General features: G+C 30.3%; 21 protein-coding genes. All 21 read right to left on the bottom strand.

What is annotated here, in order from left to right:
- Positions 1 to 116: 116 nt before the first annotated feature.
- Positions 117 to 2,129 carry an ATP-binding protein gene (locus tag JMA43_RS12705; RefSeq protein WP_342157024.1) on the bottom strand — a complete coding sequence of 671 codons (2,013 nt, stop codon included), beginning with the start codon at positions 2,127 to 2,129 and terminating at the stop codon, positions 117 to 119.
- A gap of 52 nt (positions 2,130 to 2,181) precedes the next feature.
- Positions 2,182 to 3,234, bottom strand: coding sequence for a hypothetical protein (locus tag JMA43_RS12700; RefSeq protein ID WP_342157023.1), 1,053 nt, complete (start codon positions 3,232 to 3,234; stop codon positions 2,182 to 2,184).
- A 266-nt stretch (positions 3,235 to 3,500) separates the two neighbouring features.
- Positions 3,501 to 4,292 (bottom strand): hypothetical protein, encoded by a 792-nt coding sequence (locus JMA43_RS12695; RefSeq protein ID WP_342157022.1) that lies wholly within the window; start codon positions 4,290 to 4,292, stop codon positions 3,501 to 3,503.
- Positions 4,293 to 4,405: 113 nt separating this feature from the next.
- Positions 4,406 to 5,224, bottom strand: coding sequence for a helix-turn-helix domain-containing protein (locus tag JMA43_RS12690; RefSeq protein WP_342157020.1), 819 nt, complete (start codon positions 5,222 to 5,224; stop codon positions 4,406 to 4,408).
- A gap of 65 nt (positions 5,225 to 5,289) precedes the next feature.
- Positions 5,290 to 5,571: a helix-turn-helix domain-containing protein gene (locus JMA43_RS12685; protein ID WP_342157019.1), complete on the bottom strand. Its 282-nt coding sequence runs from the start codon at positions 5,569 to 5,571 to the stop codon at positions 5,290 to 5,292.
- A 191-nt stretch (positions 5,572 to 5,762) separates the two neighbouring features.
- Positions 5,763 to 6,413 carry a hypothetical protein gene (locus JMA43_RS12680; protein WP_342157018.1) on the bottom strand — a complete coding sequence of 217 codons (651 nt, stop codon included), beginning with the start codon at positions 6,411 to 6,413 and terminating at the stop codon, positions 5,763 to 5,765.
- A complete protein-coding gene (locus JMA43_RS12675; protein WP_342157017.1) occupies positions 6,406 to 7,548 on the bottom strand; it encodes a tyrosine-type recombinase/integrase in 1,143 nt (380 codons plus the stop codon). The genes JMA43_RS12680 and JMA43_RS12675 overlap by 8 nt, the downstream gene beginning before the upstream one ends.
- Before the next feature lie 282 nt (positions 7,549 to 7,830).
- Positions 7,831 to 8,790, bottom strand: coding sequence for a Fic family protein (locus JMA43_RS12670; RefSeq protein ID WP_342157016.1), 960 nt, complete (start codon positions 8,788 to 8,790; stop codon positions 7,831 to 7,833).
- A 63-nt stretch (positions 8,791 to 8,853) separates the two neighbouring features.
- Positions 8,854 to 10,572: a response regulator receiver domain gene (locus tag JMA43_RS12665; RefSeq protein WP_342157015.1), complete on the bottom strand. Its 1,719-nt coding sequence runs from the start codon at positions 10,570 to 10,572 to the stop codon at positions 8,854 to 8,856.
- The gene (locus JMA43_RS12660; protein WP_342157013.1) at positions 10,565 to 13,468 is read right to left on the bottom strand and encodes an ATP-binding protein; all 2,904 of its coding nucleotides are present in this window, start codon (positions 13,466 to 13,468) and stop codon (positions 10,565 to 10,567) included. Before JMA43_RS12660 ends, JMA43_RS12665 begins: the two co-directional genes overlap by 8 nt.
- The gene (locus tag JMA43_RS12655) at positions 13,437 to 14,516 is read right to left on the bottom strand and encodes a DNA cytosine methyltransferase (RefSeq protein WP_342157011.1); all 1,080 of its coding nucleotides are present in this window, start codon (positions 14,514 to 14,516) and stop codon (positions 13,437 to 13,439) included. Before JMA43_RS12655 ends, JMA43_RS12660 begins: the two co-directional genes overlap by 32 nt.
- Before the next feature lie 56 nt (positions 14,517 to 14,572).
- Entirely contained in the window at positions 14,573 to 14,728 is a 156-nt protein-coding gene (locus tag JMA43_RS12650) for a hypothetical protein (RefSeq protein ID WP_342157010.1), read from the bottom strand.
- A 27-nt stretch (positions 14,729 to 14,755) separates the two neighbouring features.
- Entirely contained in the window at positions 14,756 to 15,580 is an 825-nt protein-coding gene (locus JMA43_RS12645) for a hypothetical protein (RefSeq protein ID WP_342157009.1), read from the bottom strand.
- Positions 15,581 to 15,861: 281 nt separating this feature from the next.
- Positions 15,862 to 16,542 carry a recombinase family protein gene (locus JMA43_RS12640; protein ID WP_342157008.1) on the bottom strand — a complete coding sequence of 227 codons (681 nt, stop codon included), beginning with the start codon at positions 16,540 to 16,542 and terminating at the stop codon, positions 15,862 to 15,864.
- Between the two features lie 63 nt (positions 16,543 to 16,605).
- Positions 16,606 to 17,073 carry a DUF488 domain-containing protein gene (locus tag JMA43_RS12635; RefSeq protein ID WP_342157007.1) on the bottom strand — a complete coding sequence of 156 codons (468 nt, stop codon included), beginning with the start codon at positions 17,071 to 17,073 and terminating at the stop codon, positions 16,606 to 16,608.
- Between the two features lie 126 nt (positions 17,074 to 17,199).
- On the bottom strand, positions 17,200 to 17,814 hold the full coding sequence (locus JMA43_RS12630) for a hypothetical protein (RefSeq protein WP_342157006.1): 615 nt from the start codon (positions 17,812 to 17,814) through the stop codon (positions 17,200 to 17,202).
- A 64-nt stretch (positions 17,815 to 17,878) separates the two neighbouring features.
- A complete protein-coding gene (locus tag JMA43_RS12625) occupies positions 17,879 to 18,886 on the bottom strand; it encodes a hypothetical protein (RefSeq protein WP_342157005.1) in 1,008 nt (335 codons plus the stop codon).
- On the bottom strand, positions 18,883 to 19,146 hold the full coding sequence (locus JMA43_RS12620) for a helix-turn-helix domain-containing protein (RefSeq protein ID WP_342157004.1): 264 nt from the start codon (positions 19,144 to 19,146) through the stop codon (positions 18,883 to 18,885). The genes JMA43_RS12625 and JMA43_RS12620 overlap by 4 nt, the downstream gene beginning before the upstream one ends.
- Before the next feature lie 146 nt (positions 19,147 to 19,292).
- Entirely contained in the window at positions 19,293 to 19,970 is a 678-nt protein-coding gene (locus JMA43_RS12615) for a hypothetical protein (RefSeq protein WP_342157003.1), read from the bottom strand.
- Positions 19,967 to 21,070, bottom strand: coding sequence for a site-specific integrase (locus tag JMA43_RS12610; RefSeq protein WP_342157002.1), 1,104 nt, complete (start codon positions 21,068 to 21,070; stop codon positions 19,967 to 19,969). The genes JMA43_RS12615 and JMA43_RS12610 overlap by 4 nt, the downstream gene beginning before the upstream one ends.
- Positions 21,070 to 21,267 (bottom strand): helix-turn-helix domain-containing protein, encoded by a 198-nt coding sequence (locus JMA43_RS14060; protein WP_446719410.1) that lies wholly within the window; start codon positions 21,265 to 21,267, stop codon positions 21,070 to 21,072. The genes JMA43_RS12610 and JMA43_RS14060 overlap by 1 nt, the downstream gene beginning before the upstream one ends.
- Between the last annotated feature and the right edge of the window lie 55 nt (positions 21,268 to 21,322).

The raw sequence follows: 21,322 nt of genomic DNA, 5'->3' as shown, positions 1-21,322 counted from the left end.
ACAAAATATGAATTAAATCACTAACAAATTGATAATCAATTTGTAATTTTGATATATAGAATATTAATTGTAAAAATTAAGTAAATTATAGTCAAAAAATAAGAAAACAAAAGAAATTAAGCACTAATAATATTAGAGCTAATTTTGTCTGAAATTGAAGTCGAAAGTTTAACTCCATTGATATTCAATTCTTCTTGAATTGATTTTTTATCAAAATCCAGTTTATTCAGTAGATAATTATGTTTAATTTCAAATGTTTTAAATAAATCATCCCATGTTAGAGCGTAGATTTCGTATTTACCTGCTTGTTGCACTAAAAATCTTTTGCCTTTATCTTTAAAAGCCTCATATTGCTTTTCGATATAGTCGTCGACCTTATTGCTTAATACATAAAATTTCCATTCTCTCAACTGACTATTAAACCTATCTTCTTTTAGTATAAAATCCAAATAATCATCAATCTGTCTAAATTCCTTTTTGGTTATTGTTACCGTAGGTCGTTTTAATTCAACCATAATATTCTGCTCAATAGAATATTCAATATCACTAGCATCAGGAATATTATGCTTTCTACAAAGAAAAATGTCTGGCCTTCTTTTCCATTCGTAAGATTGAATATTTTGTTTTTCTTCAATTCCATCAATAAAATAAAGATAGTTAGATAACAACTCTTGGAAGTTTTTATCCGCAGAAGTTAAATGAAATTGCTCGCCAAATAACCAATAATTATTCTCTATGATTTTTTGGATATGGTCTCTTTCCGTTGTGAACTTTTTTAAATCAAAAACTAGAGCCTTTAGATATTCAACAGTCTTAAATCTATCTTCTAAAAGTTTAATTGTATTAGTGATTCTTGACAATCCTGTCTTTTTTAAAACCTCAACCAATTCTTTTCGTTCTTCGCTTGTTAATCGAGTTACATTTTCGATAATTGTAAGGATGTTTTCTCTTTCATCAGTATCTAACAACAAATTCAGAAAACCAACAAAAGTAACTTCTTGTTCTGCTTTTAATCCTTTGAATATTTTTGGTTGAACACAGTATAGCTCTTTGACTACTTTAATTAAATCTTTTTTACGAGCTTGCGCATATTCATTTTTTGCAAATTTTGGAAAAACGCCTCTAGTTTCATATTTAATTACTAAGTCATTAGCTGCATTTTCTCTAACAAAATCTTTTTGTTTTCTAAATAAAAATTCATTTAAATCTTTTATTAAGACTTTGAAAACTGGGTGAGTTTGATTCTTTTTAAAAAGATTACTATCAGAATCACTTTTATTCATTTCAAACTCATCAAAAAAAGGCGATTCAATATAAACACTATGATGAAATTCTATAGCGTTATTATTATATGAAGTTAATTTTTTTGCACTTTCAATTTTTTCATTGTTTAAGAAATAATAATAGTATTTATCCCCAATACTTTCATTCCACCTTACATAGGTAATTAAAAATTTGTGCTTTAAATTTTCTTTATCTTCTATTATTAGTTCTTTAGACTCACTCTCTGAAATTATATATTGATAGTCTATGTTTTCTCCATTAATTGAGAGAGTATAATTGTTTTTATTATTTAAAAGTAGAAACCAACCAAACTCTTTAGCTAGAAATAATTTAAATTCATCGGAATTAAAACTATAAGCAGTAACATTAAATAATTCAGTGAGTATTACATCTGTTCCAGTAGGTTTATCATCAAAAATTCTTTTATTGGAATCTTCATAGACATCCTTGCTATTTTTTGAGATAACGATATCATAAACTAGCACTTTATTATCTTTTTTATATGAAGTATGCCAAGTTGCTTTTCCTGCTAATGCTGAAAATGAATATCTTCCTTTACCTTTTTTGCCTTTAATATATGATGACCTTTGATATGAATTTCTCTTTTGAGAATCTAAAAACGACCCAAAAGTTTCTTGAAGAGTTTCATATTTAATTCCCTCTCCATTATCAGAAATTGTAATACTTTCTATAGAGTCAATTTCATTACTTTCAAATAAAACATCTATTTTAGTAGCCTTTGCATCAAAACCATTCCATATTAATTCTGCAATAGCTTCCTTATAATCTTTTGGAATTCCTGCTGAATCAATACTATTATTGTTTATAGATGCTTTATTTTTCAATATCTTAAATGTTAGAAATGAATCCCAAATATAATTTATTTAATGCATTTACTTAATTAAAAACCTTGATTATTTCACAAGTATTCATATCAACTTTAACTTTTTGAGAATTTGTTACAGTAGCACCAAAGCTATTAGTTCCTCTATATTTCATAATGATTATAGCAGTTTCATCATTTTGAATTTTAAATTGGGTATCCACATGTTCAAAACTATCAGGATTGTGCATATTGTTTTTAATAGCTTTAGCCAATAATATATGAGAGCCATCCCAACCGCTAAAACAATTTTTTTTAAAGTCTGTAACTAGCTTAGCTCTTTCAGCATATCTTATTCTAGCTTCAATATATTCTGTTTGAGATTTTATTTTTGGTTTGTTGAGATTATTTTCTACAGAATAATTATTACTAATAGAGTCAAATAACTTCTGAGTTCCATTATTATAATTTACAAGCGCATTAATAGATTTTATTTCTTGGTCGCTAGAAACCAAAAATTCAATTGCGTATTTATTTATAGCATCTTCTTTATTTGACTTCTGAAACTCATAGCTAATAGAATCAACAATAAATTCAGGAGTATAAATTACAGTTGTAGTTTGATTGACAGAATCTTTCTTAATGGCATAAGCGTTATTGTTGGGGAGGTAATGAATAGTTTTGTAATTTATTCTATTCAATAAATTTCGAAGGTATTCTAAGTTTTCGTCGTTATCATATGCTCCCTCAAAATAATTGTGCCAATAAAATAGACTATCTGCTTGTTTGAGATAATATAAATTTGGGTGGTCTTTTAAATACTGTTTTACTAATTCTCTTTCTCTGTTTTCAAATGCTCTTTTTTTATTCTCATAACTAAATACACTAAAAATAGTGCCAAATAATACCCCAATTATTGGAACACCTATTCGAAGTAATCGTAATTTATTGCGTTCCATTTTTGTGAAAATTCTTTTTGATAAAGGACTTACTATAAAAGCAGAAATTAGGATTATAATACTTGAAAATTTACTACTACTAAAATTGAATAGAGCATATAAAATCAAAATAATTGCTATTACAATAGATATTTTGTTTAAGATTTTAGAACTGTTTTGTTGATTCATAAACGATATTTTTCTTACACTCTCCAGTTCCAAGAGAGTAGTTAATTACTAGTATAAAAAAGCGTGGAACTTAGAATTATCGCTTAAGAGGTACTGGTATACCTTGTGTACGAATAAACCAAGCCCACGCCGAAGACGTGAGCATTAAGTCTATTATCTCGTACACAAATAAAATTACCAGTTTTCTTAAGCAGAGTAATAGCTAACGCTAAATCAATATGTTATTTAAAATTTCTTTTTATCTATATAAAATTGTTTTTACTTGATTACAAATATATTTTAATCTGCTTAAACAGTAACTGATTATCAGCTATTAATTTATTGTATTTAAATGCAGGTAAAAGTTTAAAAATAGGTTTACTTAAGTCTTCTTGATTTTTAATATGTACATAGTCTTCAGTATTAGATAACTTCAAAGAATGATTTAATTGAAGTTTCTTGCTTTTGTACCAAGAAGGAGGTGTGTCTTTATATAGTTGAATAAAAGATTTCAACATTTTGTAACCATGAATATAAATTTGAATATTTTCAATCTCTAAATTCCAAATAGCTTCACTGTAAATATTATCAGGTATAGTGAGTGATAATTTTTCTTTCTTATAATCATTTACTGAGTTAAATAATTCATGGTCAAAAAAATATTCAGTCACATGGCCTTTTATTGATTCGTACCCTAGAAATTTAGCAGAGTGTGTACGATGATTTCCTTCTGTAATTATATAATCATCTCCAAATTTTGCATAACTATTAGTAGGTTTTCTGTCTTCTGAATCAAAATATTTGGTAGAATATTCTCTAGTGTAATAAGAAGAAAATCTCTTTAAGCATCCTAAATTTTCTAGCCATGTATTATTTGCATAATTAATATGGTTTGTACCAATTACCTTTTTTAAAGGTACATCTGAAGCTTCGTGATAGGTGTGAGGTAATGTCTTCCAATAATCAATGTTTGGATAGTCGTTATAGTATATTAGTTTATCGTAATACCACTCTTCAAACTCTGCTATTTCAAACTGTTTTAACCTCTCAACGCCTTTATTTAGACAGTAATTTTGCATAAGTTCAAATCTACAAAAAATCAGAGTACCATCAGGGTCACACTTTTAAAATATAGAGTAAGTATTTTCTATAACTGCAACCATCTTTTTTATGAAAAATAAAATTGGAACTACTATTTTTTAAATTCATCAAACCATTCATTAATAATTGATTTACTTTGACGATTATAGGTGTCATTTTCTTCTAATTCTTTTTTGAATTTCAAATAATCTTTGTTTTTATGTTTAGATTTCTGGTAGTTAATAAACTTATTTAAATTAGAGTTTTTAAATTTAAATGGATAATATCTACCACTGTTTTTACTAGTACTATCCTTTAAATCAAGACAAAAAGAATAGAGGTAGTTATAGAAATCGTTATCGATAGCATTTATGTTTTGTATTAAATCATCACCCAAATACTTCCTAAAGACATCAAATAAAAATCCTATATGTTTCTGTTCAGAAATTTTAATCTTAAAATCAGTCTTATGTAAATAACGTTTATTCAAATGCTCTAAGCATTTAATTAATAAATAATCTACATCTTCTTTGATGTCTTGATTAAAAGAAAAATCATTCATTAATTTATTTTCTTTCTTATTTAAAGGTTTATTATTATGCGTATCAGATTTGATACTGTTTTTAGTATCATCTTTAATACTATTGAGTGTTATATTTGATACTTCTGTAATAATATGTAAGGGTGTTAAGTGTCTAATTTTACCTTTATACTCTTTTTTAATAAAACCCTTGTTAATAAGAGTTTTTAAACTTCTATTTAATGTTGGTTTAGATATTTTGAGTCCATTTTGTATATATTCATTTTTAGCATAGCAATATCCTTTTTGGAAACTCATTGAATATATAAAACCATATACTGCCATTTCTGTTGTATTTAAATCACTCTGATACACAGATTCAGGAATTATAATATATTTACCATTATTCATAACATGATATATTAGAAAGCTCCTTGTTTACACCAGCATAGTTAACACAAGGAGCTTTTGTAGTTTTACAATAATTTAGACTCTATATCTTCTTCTAACTCATCATTAGATTTTACTTTGTATTTCAATAAATACTGCTCTAAATCTTGTTTTTTGAAGTAGATCAACTTTCCTGAAGGTTTGTAATGACTAATCCTATTATCAAAAGTCATTTTGTATAATGTAGACTTTGATATACCTAAATAAAGAGCAGCCTCCTTAAGTGATAATATAGGTTTGTTTAAAATGTCTTGCATTAATAAAACACCTTCAATAGCTTTTAATCTTTCTAATATTTCTTTTGTCATTTTTGTTTCATTTAAAAAATTAATAATGAAACAGCCGGCTGTTAATTTGTAATTACAGGACAAAATTTGTAAACAATTGATAATAAGAGATAAATGGTATTGTCAAGAAAGGGCTAACCGATTGTTTTTGAACGCATCATATTTAAGTCTATTTTAAAAAATGGTATCGGAAAGACAAAAAGTGGTACTGATTATTCTATGAATATAAATTCAACATCTAGGTTGTAGTTTTTTCTTCTATTGTATTGGAATTGTTTTTTAAAATTTGAATCGTAACGTTTTTCAAAAAATAGTCGAAGTTCTTTGTAATAGTTAGAAGGTCGTTGCTCGCTTTTAAACGCTATATTGTTGATTCGTTTCCTAAAAATATTTGTCCTCATTAGTTTACAGACCAATATTGCAAGTTCTTTTTGAGAACCTAACCATTTACGATTTTGGCTCAAGTATTTGTTATCTATTAGTAACTCTTCGAACTCTATAAATTTATTAACTTCGTCTGGCAGAACTACTTCTTTTAAAAACTCTTTTTCTGTTAGTGAATACTCTAGAATTTTTAGTAATTTCTTTTCTGAAAGAAGAAATTTTTTGATGTCTTCAATCTTTTCAAAAGTTTCATCAGATAGTTGATATTCTGAATTATCATCAAATGGATTGGGTATGTTGTAAATGAAATGAGAGTAGAGATAATCTAAAAAATAGATTTTTTCAATTTTTGACTCTATTAAGTTTATGTTTTCAATGATAGTATTTTTCCAGTTAGGAAGAATGACAAGTATATTATTTGAACTAACCTTTACGATTGATTCAAAAACGTCTTTAGCAATATGTTTTAAATCAATCATCAAAACTTATATTTAATTCAAATTTAGGAAGTTTATTAATCGCTTCTTTTCTTTTTTCGTTTACAATCTTCGTGTAAATTTGAGTTGTACGTATGTCTTTATGTCCTAGTATATCCATAATTACAAATAAATCAACACCTTTGGTTAAAAGTAAGGTGGCATGTGTATGCCTAGCTACGTGAAAAGTAACATGTTTTGTTATACCTGCTTTTAAAACCCACCTAGCTAAAGCTGTATTCATATAATCTGAATAACGTAAACCAATAAAGACTCTACTGTTTTGTTCTGTCCTTTTTCCAAGTAATTCTCTTGCTTGTGTTGATATTTCTAAATACTCTTGTCCTTTGGTTTTCTTCTGTTTAAAAATAATTTTAGAACTATCTTTTTCATCATGTACCTCACTCCAAACTAATTTATTACAGTCACTCCAACGTAATCCAGTAAAACAAGAAAATAAAAATGCTCTTTTTAGAACTGGATATCTACAATCTGTTATAGCTAGTTGTTGTATTTCTTCTTCAGTTAAATACTCTCGTTTTGTTTCTTCACCTTTGATGCTTTTAACCTTTTGTATAGGGTTCTTCGTAATTAGTTCATTTTCATAAGCTGTATTAATACAAGTTCTGAATTTATTAAAATAGGAGCTAGCAGAATTAGTAGACAATCTTTTACTGCCTTTGGTTAATTTTTCAGTAAGCAGGAACTTTTTAAATCCTTCAACAAATTCAACATTAACATCTGATAAAAGCGTATTTTCTCTACAATATTTTTTTAAGTGTTTATGTACACTATCCCAACTACCATAATTACCTTTACTCTCTTTGCGTTCTTCCATTAGTTTTTCAAAGTAATCAAGTAATTTTATTTTTCGTTGGTTAGGATTTATAAAACCATATTTACCGCTTTGAATAGCTATCTCACGTTTTGAGCGTATTTTTTCAGCAGTTTCTTTTGCTTGTTTATTATGCCTTTTTTCATCTCTATTTTTTGGGTTATCATGTAAAAATAGATTCAACTTTTCATATTCTCGTTGATGTTTTATTTTACCATTTTTATCTTTTGTGTAACCCCAATATATTTCTAAAAATAAAGAAACTCCATTTTTTATTTTACGCTCACTTAATTTGACTTTCATTACAATATAATTTTACAATTTTTACAACCATTAAATTGATTTTGTAAAAACTTGGTAATAAAAGTAAAAAAATGTAAAAATATAGGAAAATAAAAGAAATGATTTATTTTAGCAATGTGCTGTATATGTGGTATTTAGTAGCGCTTTGATTTCATATATTTTCATAGTTTATTTTCCAATACAGAAAGTAAACAGATGCTGATTAATAGTTAGTTATGTAATTTAAGTAACAAGTGCGCAACAAATATTAGGAAAATAGGGTAAACACAACACCAAATAAGGTCAATTAGCATAGTTATATCTTGTTAGTCTTTTATCGCCTGATTTAATTAAAACTCCTTGCTCAACCGCCCATTTTAAATCTCGACTTGCGGTGGCTTGACTGATTTCCTTGAAGTTTTGTAGATAGTCTTTACGGCTAAATTCCTGCTTTCCGATTTTATCTTTGAATAATTCAATTCTATCTTCAACTGTGAGGGTTCTGTTTTGTGTTTTAAGGAGGTTTTCTAATGCTTGAAGTATAATGTTGAGCATCCATTCAATAAATGGTGTAGATTGCCCTATATTATCTGATTGCTCTAATACTTTATAATAGGCTTCTTGATTCTCTTTGATAAGGCTTTCTACGGGTAGAAATTCAAAAACTGGGTATTTCTGCATTAAGATTAGAGTCTGCCACAATCTACCCATTCTGCCGTTCCCATCAATAAACGGGTGGATAAACTCAAACTCATAATGAAACACACAGCTTTTGATTAGCAATATATCATTATCTGATTTTAGGTAAGTAAACAAATCATTCATTAAGCCCCTGACCATTGTACCGTCTGGTGCTACGTGCTTTACTTTTGAGCCTTGTACAATACCAACATTTTTAGTACGAAGTTTTCCTGCATTATCAATCAATCCTTGCATTAAAACTCCGTGTGCTTTTTCTAAATCTTTTAAATTGTTTGGGTTGAAATTTTGGAGTTGGTCATACACTTTTATGGCATTCTGTACTTCCAGAATGTCTTTCTGCGGAGCAATCACTCTTTTGTTTTCTAACAAAGCGGTAATTTGCTCTTCGGTTAAGGTGTTACCTTCTATCTCTAATGAAGATTGAATGGTTTTAATACGATTCTTTTTCCGTAGTTCTGTTGGTGGCTTGTGTAGATGTACGGCATTGATTTCCCCCAATTTCTCAGAAATGGAAGCGACTAATTGCAGTATGTTATCGGTTATTTGATAAGGTGGCTTCATTTTATGATAATATCATTTGATAGTATCACAAAGATAACGCTTATTTTTATTTTGAGAATCTTATTAAGGTTTAAGTTTTACAAAATCTACACCAACACGGGCAGGGTGCCCGAAAGCGTGATTGGCTATTCTCTGAGCATAATCATTACGCAAGGTAGTAATATATTTAATTTCAATGTCATTAAAATCCGTATCTCCATTTTTATTGGTAAATACCCAAATTTTTATTTTGTCATCAGTCATTTTATTGCTTTCAACATAATAGGTCTTTGGCTTTATATAATATGGCTTGTAAAGAAATTTATTTAATTTGGAAATATTTTTAGAAAGACCTTCTATGTCTTTACCCAATTCGTTAAGACGTTGCTTTAAAAGATTAACATTTTCCTCATCTACTATTTTATTTCTTTGCTTAATCTTTTTCAAACTGGGATTTTCTGGTTGACCCCAAAAAACAGCTTTACCATTGGGTAAGTAACTAATAAAGGCTGTATCTCCAAGAAGGATTGCAAGTTCAGTATCGTTAAACTCCTTACCTTTAACAAAATAGTAGTTGTTTTCTATTTTATCTGGATAGTAACAATCGCATAGCGCTGTAACACACAAGTAATAATCGTTATTAGTACCTTTGAAAACATCCCCAAAGTTTAAATTTGGAATATCTTCTTCATTTAGACTCTTGACTGATACAGCATTGTAAAAAGTATTGAGTCGCATTAAATCATCTGTGTTAATATCATTTATCAATGTCTCCCCATACTCTTCTAAAAAATCAGATTCCAATAGTTTAAGTTTAGCTGTTCTTAAATTGAGTGTCGCTTGTTCTAAAAGTAGTTTCTTTATAATTGTACCGAATATTTTATCGTCATTTATATAGTTTCTAAAGCTAAATAATGCCTCTGTGGATGATTTCAATATTGTTTCATCAATAAATCGTTCATTGGAATTAAAAACAGTTTGCATTTCTAATCCCAACAATTGAAAAAAGCTACTCTTATTTTTTACAATAGCATCTGATATTCTTCTAATTAATTTTTCGTAATACTTATCAGTTTCCTCTTCTTTCTTTAATACTAAAACAAACGTGTTGTTGATAATAAATGAGTCTTTATCAAAATGGATAATTTCGTGATTGTTAACATCATTTTCCAAAATGATATATTTTTCACTGTTCAATGCGATATAAATGTACTTAAGAATATCCTTTTTAGATTTATCCGCCAAACCTTCAATTGGAAGGTTTTGAATATCAATTTCGTTTTCATTGAAAAAATTATCAATATCATTTTCAGAATTATTCCATCTCCCCTGAACTTCCTCTATTGTTAGATACTCATAAGTATTTTTCAATGTGTTAAAATCGCCTTTTGTTAATCCAGAAAAATATGCTGTTAAAAAAAGAGGTATTTCACTAAAGTTTGTTGAACGGGAATATATACAGCAAAAATTGATATATGGAAGTTCTATGGATTTTGATAATAATTGAAGAGAATATTCTTGCCCAGTAACTTTATCCAACTCCCAATCAAGTAATATTAAATCTTTACCAGAAAACAAATATTCAATAGTCTTAGGGTTGTCCAAATTTTCTTTTTGAAACTTATGCACCATTAGACTTTTACCATTATCTCTAAATGTATTGAATAAATCAACTGATAGCTGCTCTTCTGGGATTTGGGAATCTACTGGTGTTTCCGAAAAAAAATCTTTGGCTTTCTCATCAATAAAAACAGCAGATGATATTGAAGAACTTAATATTTCGAACGCTTTTTGATTATACATTTTCCTTAATAATTTTAGAGATTACAAAACAAGCCCCATTTAAGGAATTATATTTTTTGTCATTTGTTGCATATATATTCAAACCCGAATCGTTAAGACTTTGCTTAGACAAATACAAGCCGATACCTCTTCCATTAGGGCGTTGTGAATAGAATAATTCAAATATTTTCTCCAATCTGTAATCCGGTATTTTCTCTCCAGAATTAGCAATAATTATTTCATCCGTGTTTTCTTGATAATCCAGTTTTATTAGCCTTTCTTCTTTATTACGCATCCAATAAATAGCATTGTTAATTATATTTATGAATACCGTATATATTACAGGTTCTTTTATGTGAATACTATGATTTTTGAAGCTGTCCGACACCTCAAAACGTATGTTATATTCTTCTATTGGGTTTTCAAAAAACTCTTTCAAATATTCATATATGGAATCACAAGACACATCTTTTAACAATGCTCCAGATATTCTATACAGCGGAGAAAGGAGGGCGTATTTATCTTCCAATTGCTTGAAATTCTTCTCTAAAAACTGAAATTCTTTTATGGCTTGAACTTCTTCATTCGAATGTAATGTATGTAGTTGATTGTTTATTTTTGCATACAATTGATTGAACTCATGGTCTATAATTTCAACCGCTATTCCCAATTGTGCCGTATCACGGGTTTGTTCCCATTGATATTTCATCTGGTCATATTGTGCTTTATATGCTCCTTGTACTTGTTCTTCATCTATATCGAAAGACAAACGGTTAATATGCTCTACTAAGGGAAATAATGTATGTTCCGCTTCTTCAAGTAAACTGCTGTACTTTTTTTCGATTGATAAGCCTAAGTCATAAACCTGCTGTTTTGATGTAATAGATTCAATTAATTTATCTTTCCCCTCAACAAGAGCATTGATTATTTTCTTACCACGTTCATTATAATTTTTTAAAAGAGCGTTGCTTTTTTCGGTAAGAAGTTGCTTGTTCCGATTAATCGTTTTTTCGAGATTCGAAATATAGCCGTTGTATTTTTTAGTGAAATCAATTTTTAAGTCTCTAATCTCTAATTTATCTTGTGCCTTTTTATTTAATTTTTCTCGTTTAGCAGAAATATTTTCAAGATAACTGTTTAATTTATCTTCATATTTATACAAACGCTCTTCTTGTGTTGGTGTTGGTTTATATCTTTTAGGAACTTTGGGAATTAAATTTTTGCACTCCAAATCAAGTTTTTGAAGTTCATCTAAAATTGCTTCAACTTCCGAATACGTTACATTTATGCTACTTAATTTATTATCCAAGAGAGTAAGCAAATCCTCATACCTCTCTTGGTGTTCTTTCAACCTTTTAGGGTAATTATTTAAAGATTTTGTGAATGCAATTTTTTCTACCTTTTCTCTGACTTTATCAGCTTTAATAGCTTCAAACTCTTGATTGAGTTGCTCTTTTTTATCCTTGAATAATGAATTCTTCGGTTTTGTAGCAAAATAATCTTGCGCTAAAGTGATAAAAAAGTTAATTGCATCATTTGTAAATGCTCTATAAGGAGCATTATTAATTAATCCTTCACGACTTGACTTATCTTTCAGGTTCGGATTCCTATCTCTTGTTATATCTAAATAACCATACATCCTTCTATATGAAAAATAATATGTTCCTGCCCTTAAATTTCTCCTTTTATCAAATGTTAAAAAATCTGCATTTTCTCTACCATAAGGTAAAACTCTAAAATCGTCCCTATAAATATACAACCCTCCATATTCTTTAACCTTATCTGAAATATCTTTATATTGATTTTCAGTCAATAAAGATGACTTTTCCTCTCCCTGACTGTAACCCAATTTAATCGGTATTCTCCCGTAAAAACTTCTTTTATCTTTCTTTCTAGGATTGGTATATGTGTAGTCTATAACTTCATCATAAATTCTTATTTTTCCCTTAAAACTTCCGTTCCCGTCAAATTCTCCATTTATAAACACATCAGCCAGCTCGAAATCATTTCGACTAAAAAAATCCCCTTGTATTGTTAACAAATCATATGTCTCAAAACCTTTATGAATATTAAATTTTGTTGAAATTTCAATATGATTCTCCTTGAATGGATTAGTAAACCCTGTTAAACTGGAAATTACAAACTCCCTATCCTCTAAACCGTCATCATCTTTTTCCAATAGCTCTATAATTTGGTCTAAAGGATTAAAGATTAAGAATAGTGTCCCGTGAGCATCTTCCGAACTAAAGAATTTGTTTATGTCTTGTTTAATAGGTTCTTCTATATCTGCTGACTTTGTCTCAGAAATAATATCAAACTTTAATTCCAATTGTTTACCAGTCCATATAGGAATGTCATTATCATCATACTCTTTATCGAAGTTCTTTAAGAACTTTTCTTTCAAATTTACAAGAGAAGTTTGTAAATCAGATAATTTATCTATAGAAGTTATAGGTATTGTTATGTCATCAAGAAATAGATTGTAATTTTCCAGCAACCTCCAATCAAAATAAACCGCTTGTAAAGGATATCCCTGTTTTTTTGTTAACATCAACATAGGATTCCCTAAGAATGCTACAGACAACCGTCCTATGCCTTTTTCTCCAGCTTTAACTCGAGGACGTTTCCATAAAGTTTCTTCCGACTCAACATCCATTTCCGCACGAGATTTGGAGTCTGTTCCAAGTACTAGCCATTTATCTAAAATATCTGTTTCGGACATTCCTTTTCCATCATCAGACAAAACAAAATATGAGTTATTAATTCCTTTGAAGCCTTTTTTATACAAATCCGCATTTAAATTATCTGCATAGGCATCATAGCCATTTTTCCATAATTCGGTAATAGCGGTTGGTAAATCGGCAATCTGTCCTTTACCTAATAAATCAACTGCTCTCGCTTTGGTTCTGAATTGCATTCTTATGATTTTCTATAATTGATTTAGCAATAGCCTCTGCATATTTTGGTGGTACAGCGTTTCCTATCATTCGTGCTGTTTCTGCTATGCTTGTTGTCTTAAATTTATAATCTCTCGGAAAAGATTGTAAAACAGCCCCTTCCCTCAAAGATATTGCTCTATCTTCTTCTGGATGACCAAATCTTCCGTTCGACAAACTAAAAAATTTGGTTGTAATTGTAGGAGCAGGTCTATCCCACCACATTCTGCCATACACATCTTTAAATCCATCTTTTTTTCCTTTATGGCAAGGAGGTGCTAATTCTTCATTGTCCACATAAGCCAACCGTGTTCCTCCATTTTTTGGAGTAAGTGCCAATCTATCAAGGTTTATTTTTCTTAACCCTGCGACAGTGTGCATAAAATCAGTACCGTCTTTATGCCCTTGTTGCACTTCTGGAAAGCCGTTTTTCTTGCCTATTACATCATCGACATTTAGTTTTCTCCCAATGACTGGAATAGGAGCGAGTTCTTTTTCCGTTATTCTGTTTGCTATTAAGGTAAATCTTTTGCGATGTTGAGGCACACCATAATTACTTACTTCATGTATCTCACAATGTGTATGGTATCCATTTTTTTTCAGCCATTTGATAAAAGATTTTAGCCCGCTTTCTTTTTCTCTTCTCAATACTCCAGGAACGTTTTCTACAACTACATAACCAGGATTAAAATACTCTACAAACCTCCTAAATTCTTTTAGTAAGTTTTTGGACTTTTTGGACTTTTTTTTATCGGTATTTATTATGCTCCAATATTGACACGGACTACACCCTATCAAAATCAAATTATCATCATCTTTTTTTAATGACAATTTCTCTTCAATCTGTTCCTCTTTTAATTTACATACATCTTCATGGATAAACTTTCCTTTTCCAATATTGGCTTCGTAAGTTTGTTTACAGTTTTTATCAAAATCTATTCCAGCAACAATTTGTATACCTGCTTCTTGCATACCACAACTCATTCCACCACCGGAACAAAAAAAATCTACAGCCCTTAATTTATTCATTTGTCAGTTTAAATGAGAAAGTTCTAACCCACAAATATAATTAAAATAACTTACTTTCAATTTTTAAAACATCCTATTTTCTCCATAACTTCATCTAAAAAGCCCCTATACTTTAGGTTTCTGTTAGAAATTTCCCCTGCTAAATGAAGTCTATCTAAATTATCAACTGTAGCGTTGAACTCTTCTATGTATCTAATCAATACAACTATCATGGTCTCTTGTTCTACACCTTAAGAACCTTACTTCTTATATTTTTCTCCGCCAATTTCTTTGTAATAGTCATCCTGCAATGGGAAATAAGAGTATAGTCCTGTAAAATCGGAACTTGCTATATTATGGTCTGCAATGAATGGATAATTTTTCTCATCCCATTTCCTTTTCAACTTACTATGTTTGTCGCCAATGGGTACGGCTGTCTTTTGATACTCATCCATCAATTTATTAAAAGATTTCTTGATGTAATCCTCTCTTGCTAAATATGTTTCGTAGGCTTTCTTATCATCCCATAAATCTAAAAAGCAATTATCTGGAGTGAATTGTGCGTATTCTTTTTTGAGGTCTTTGATAATTTTTTTCAAATCTTGTTCATCATAACTATCCACTTCTACCAAAAGTGCAATGACTTCATTGTCGCCACCTTTAACACGTCCTTTATTTTTGTCGTGTTTTAATTCTTCAACCACTCTATAGATAACATCATTATCATCTGGTTCAACCTTTTTCATATTTTCATCATAATAGGTTTTATCCAGATTGATATATCTAACTTTATTTTTCGTGTTTTTATCAACAACTCTAGGCTCTTCTTGACTACTACTCGAATCATTCATTTCTGGTTTATCAATAGTTGCTCCTGCAATCAAAATGAAAGTTATGTAGGTAATATATCTTACAGCTTTATTTTGCCAGAGTTTGAATTTTTCTTTAAGAATGTCTGAAACTGGTGGTAAAATAATAATTCCTAGAATGAGGAATAATAAACCTGTTAGAAAATCTCCTTTGGAGATTCCTCCTAATGCCGAAATGATTAATAAGACGGATGCAATGTACTTAATTACTTTCATGTTAAAACTGAATTTTGTTGCTCTCCAGTTCCAAGAAAGCGGTTAATTTTATTAAAATGAAAAGCGTGGAACTCAGCTAATCCGTTACCAGTGGCTCGCCAGAACCAAGCACCGAGAAAAGAGAGCCCACGCCAAAACGTGAGCGTCTGCTTTTTGAATAGGTGCTTAATTGAAACTGGCGATTTCTGGTAACCCTCAAAAGCTAACGCTTTATTGTATTATTTATATCTAAATTTTATTACTTTCTTATACGTTATAATTTTGGTTCAAAGATAAATATTTTATTTGGTATGCTCTTTATTATATTCGGTGTACCTACAATACAGGCGTTTTACGGTCATTGCAGAAAACTCTTTGTTCCTACGTGTTTTAAATCCCGATTGGTTTAACTCTTGGGCAATTTTCAAATAACTTTTACCCTCGTTTCGCATGGATGCAATCAAAGCAGTTGCTTTTCGATTATGCTCATTTGATATGGAATTAAACCGCCTAACTTCTAAACTTCGTTTTCTGGATTTGTCTGTAAGATTTTGAGGGCTTCCTAATTTTATACCCTTTGCCTTTAATTCGGCTAAAGCTACTTTAGTCCGTTTACTGATAAATCTTGCTTCTTGTTCCGCCAATGCTGCAAAAATTTGTATAGTAAATCGGTTGGCATGCTTCATATCACACGCTACAAATTCAATTCCGCTATCCATTAGTTGAGAAATAAAACTAAGCGAACGACTTAAACGGTCAAGACGTGCAATCACTAAAGTAGCATTAGTTTCTTTGCATCTTTGGATTGCTTCCAATAGTTTGGGACGTTCTTTATTCTTTCCGCTTTCTACTTCTTCAAATTCAGCAATCAAAATATCATCTTCATTGAGTAAGTTTCTAATGGCTCTTTTCTGGGCTTCCAACCCTAAACCAGATTTCCCTTGTTTTTTGGTTGAAACCCTTATGTATCCTATATATTTCATTCTATAACTTTTGTTAAATGTTGGTTTAAGAAACGTTATACTATTTCTAAATAAAAAAGAGGCTTAAAATAAGCCCCTGTATTGCGTTCTGCTTCCGTCTTTAAGAATATGCATCGCTTTGTAGCCTTTTCGCTCTAAATCCTGTCCTACAAGATTGTAGCGGTGGCATTTGCTGTAATCAGAACAAGCACATAAGAGAACCATTCTACAACCAAATTCTAAACCTTTCTCTAGATAATCCAACCCTTGTTGGTAGGGTATGGTTTTTCTGATTTTCTTGTAGTCTGGTAACTCATTTGTGTATAATTCTGGATTACTCGGTATTCCGCCCAGTTTGTCGCCTTGAAACTTATAGCCAATATTATTGGCTAATAAGTGTTTCTGTAAAGTCGGGCGGTTATAATCTGGACGGTAGCGTGAATAAGGTTTGCTACGAATATCTATAACCGCTTGAATATTATACTTTTTGAGGTTTTGGATAAAATCTTGTATCGGCTGATTGCCTATTCCGATTGTGAAAATTTCTATCATTAAATGTTGATTGTCAATTAATTATAGTGTAAATCTATTCTGGTTTTTACAATTGACCCAGCGTTTAACCTCTAAATTTTTGCTTGAAACAAGATTTTAACTTTTAGGATATCAATACATTTCATATTAAAGTAACCCTGCTTTCTTTCGTAGGTCTTTTTCAATCTCATCTAATTCAGCGATACTCATATTTGCGTATTTGCTTTTCACTTCCATTTGCCCCTTGACATTGGCATTTACATTATGTTCTTGTCTTTCAACATAGCCTCTATGCTTCATTCGAGTTTTCGTGAAATAGATTAGTACAGAAGTATCCTTTTCAATCAATACTTTTTGCTTCAATATGGATTCTACATCATCATACAACCCTTCTCTTATTTCGTGGACTTCTTGTTTGAATACAGGGCTTTTCTTTACCCAGTCGTAGTAGGTGCTTCTATGAATCAATACAGCTTTACACGTTTGCTTAACATTCGCCATTTTATTTGGGTATATCTTTAGGAATCGTATTTGTTTATCAGACAACCCGATTGCTTTTTGATAAGCGTGGTTAAATTCAGCAACTTCACAAGCATCAATAAATTCTTCTTCTGACCAGTTACTTTGTTTAATCGCTTCATCAAAATTCATTTTTGATATTGCTTTCAAAAATCTATCTTCTTGGTATGAAAACTTAAATTTCTTTCCCTTTTTTATAGGTGTCGGATTTGTATTATCTAGGTTCTTTTTTAAGTGTCTCATTTTGTCTTGTTTTAAAGTTAAAAAGCCGCCACAAGGACGGCTTGAATTGAACCTATCAGAAATCTTAAAGAGAATTAATCGTATTTTGATAAGCAAGTCCTACTTTCTCGTTTAGTTCATCAATTAATGGGCTTGCATAAGTGAACTTTGAAAGTTTGGATTTATCTCTGTATCGCTTCTTCATTTTACTGTAAAAATCTCGTGGCTTGTCTTTAAAATGTCTGGAATCATTAATCATGTTTTCCAGAACCATCAATCCACCTATGTTTTCTACACCTTGATTAATCAACATATTATCCATATCTGATATTTTGTTAATCAAACTCATATCAACAATTTTCACAGGTTCTTTATAGATAGCTTTAAAATCCGAATACCAAATATCAATCATAGATTGATAAATACTTGAAATTAGCAAGTGTCTTACTCTGATTCTTCCCAGATTAAGTTTTTGGGCTTGAGCCTTCAAGAACCGATTAAAATACTGCCATTCAATCCGCATATATTCACCATAAAAGTATTCTTTTGGGACTTCTGGACTGGCTTGTTTCATCTTATCATAAAACAATCCTGTTTTATACTTTTTAGCTGCTTTGGAATTGTAATACAAAGTGGACGATACAATATTTCTATTGAAACTCTTAAAACCTCCCAAGATACTGTAATATGCTATTGGTGTTAAACTGGTTTTTAATGTGCATTGCAAATCTAATCTTCTTATTATTGCACCTTTAATATCCAATTTATACTCTTCCTCTAACTTATCTACTATCACTTTAATATGAGGTAAGCCAATAGTTACAAAATTGTTGCCGTAAAGAAATATAGCTGGGTTAATAGTAAGCCTAATATTTTCTGGATACTCTCTAATACTTACTCCCTCACATACTTTGCCTGCGTATAGAAATTCTACTGTTACGGAATAACCAACAAGCATAGGACATTCTACTATGTCAATAGCTTTACAACTTTCTCTTGGTATTTCTACAATTAGTTTGTCTATTCCTATAATGTTGCTAAATATTGGCAACAAATCTACCTTGTTATCTAATGTGTTATCGCTCTTTCTCATCTCCCAAACTTTTTAGACATTAAATAACTATCGGCTTGGGTTTCCAGCTCTTGGTTAGATTTATGTTTGTTAGCAGATAGCCAACTAACAACCTCTTCTTTAACAAAGAATAACTTTTTACCATTTGGCTTGCTATAAGGGATTATCCCTTGATGTACCATTTTGTAGATATAATCTACTGTGTATCCTGTGTATAACGACAACTCGTCTATCGTGAACACTTCCTTTTGTAAGAGCATTACTTTTTTTAGCTCTTCCAATTGTAATAATATTTTATCCATTTCTAACTGAATTAAAATGTTAATGAAATGGAATTGCAATTCCTTGATTTACTTTACTATGTAATTACAAGGCAATATTATTACTTATAACAAATGAGACTAAAAGTGATTTCTGTGATAAAAAATCACAGAGGATAAAAATCAGGTCGAGTACCGAAATGCTTATATACAGTTTCGTATTCTGTATCGTCAAAAATATCAAATTTTTCAAGCAGGTAATTGATGAGTATTTTTCTTATGTGAGGCTTTTTTAATAAGTCATTATACATTTTATAATAACAATACCGAACACTCTCTTGCTTTGTACTAATTTCACTTCTTTTGACTTTATCAAACTCTGTTAAAGGTTCTTGACTTCGCAACATAAATGAAGCCTCTTTTGCTAACTGCACAACTGTTTCTTCTGTTAGGTATGTCTCTTTTTCAAATAATTCCGTCAAATATTCAATAATTGTGTCGAAATGTTCATACTCATCTATATCATTTGGAATGGTACTAAAATTATGCTTGACAACAATATGTTCGTCTGCAAGTTCTTTTTGAAGTAATAAGCAATATTCTAAAGCATATTTTCTTTCCAGTTTAAATGAAAACCTACGTTTCTTACTAACCTCATCGGTATAGTTATCAAAAAACCAATTTGTAAATGCTTTTGCATTTGGTTTGACATTAGTTTTTTGCTTCAAATAATCGCCAAACTCTTCTAACTGGATTTCAATTTGGTGTTTAATTTCTGTATATATTTCTTCTTTCTCTTGTTGGAATTGCTCCAACTTCTCAAAATCTAAACCTTTCTTGCTCATATATCAAATGTTGGTAGCTTGTCGATAGCACCCTCTTTGCGTTCATCTACAATTTTTGTGTAAATCTCAGTTGTGTGGATATGCTTGTGTCCTAAAATCTCTTTAATTATGTATAAATCCACTCCATAGGTCATCAATAGAGTTGCTGCCGTATGACGGCTAACGTGGTATGATAAATTCTTTTCAATACCTGCTTTCGCAGCCCAAGTTTTTATTCGTTCATTATCATACTTTAAGCCATAGAAAACCTTATCGCTTAATTGCTTTTTTTCTCCAATCTGTTGTACTGCTTGTGGGTGTAATATCAAATATTGCAAGCCTTTGGTTTTACTTTGTCTGAACTTAACTCTGAACTTACCCTCTTTGTACTCTTCAATATCTTCCCAAGTTAGTTTTTTCACATCTCCAAAACGAATCCCAGTTAAGCACGAAAATATAAACGCTCTCCTTAGTATGTCTGGCTTTAATGGGGTGTTGGCTAACTTTTCAAATTCTTCTTTGGTTAAGTATTCTCGATAAGTTTCTTCTTCTTTAATCCCTTCAACCTGTGAAGAATAATTGACTGTGAGGTAGCCTCTTTTTACGCCTTGCTTGAAAGCTGCTTTCAATTTTCTAAAGTAAGAAACTTGGGTGTTTACGGAAAGTTTTTCATCTGTCTTTTTAATAGCTTCCTGTTGTAAGTAATTTTTGAAACCCTCCACAAACTCAACACTCAACTCACGAAAAGTAACTTTATCTCCTGCATATTTTACCAAATGCTTATATGCACTTTTCCAGTTTCCTTCATTATTCTCATTTTTCTTTTCGTCTGCTAATAAATAAAAGAACTCTATAAAATTTCCGTTCAACTTGTCATCATTCACAAAACCGTGCTTGTTATGATTATGCTCATTTTGAAGTTTAGTAGCAATTTTTTCAGCCAATAATTTCTGCTCCCGATTATGAGTTCTTTGTTCTGGTGTTTGCGGTTTTGTATAAATCCATAGCTTCAATGATTCAGTTTTTCTTTGAGACTTTCCGTTTACTGAACCCCAGTATTTATCCAAAGACAAATGAGATTTTCCTTTTTTACCTTCCCGTATTCTTACTTTAACTTTCATTATTCAAAGAGTTTATCAATATCCGATTTCTTAATTAATGTCCTGCCACCAACCTTGTAGGCTTTAAGCGTTTCTTTTTGTATCAGCCTATATACATTCCGTGTAGTCATACAAAGAGTAAGAGCCGTTTCAGAAACACTTAAATACTCTTTGTGTTTTAAGTCCACTTTCACAAGCTGTTCATTCGGCTTGTTCATCTGCTCTTCCTTAAAATTATTGATTTTTTCTTCTCGCTTTCTCTGTTTGTAGTGT

Origin of the sequence: Joostella sp. CR20, from assembly GCF_038433465.1 — a bacterium.
GTDB lineage: Bacteria > Bacteroidota > Bacteroidia > Flavobacteriales > Flavobacteriaceae > Galbibacter.
Note: the sequence above shows the minus strand (reverse complement) of the source record. Positions and strands in the feature narration are given on the sequence as shown.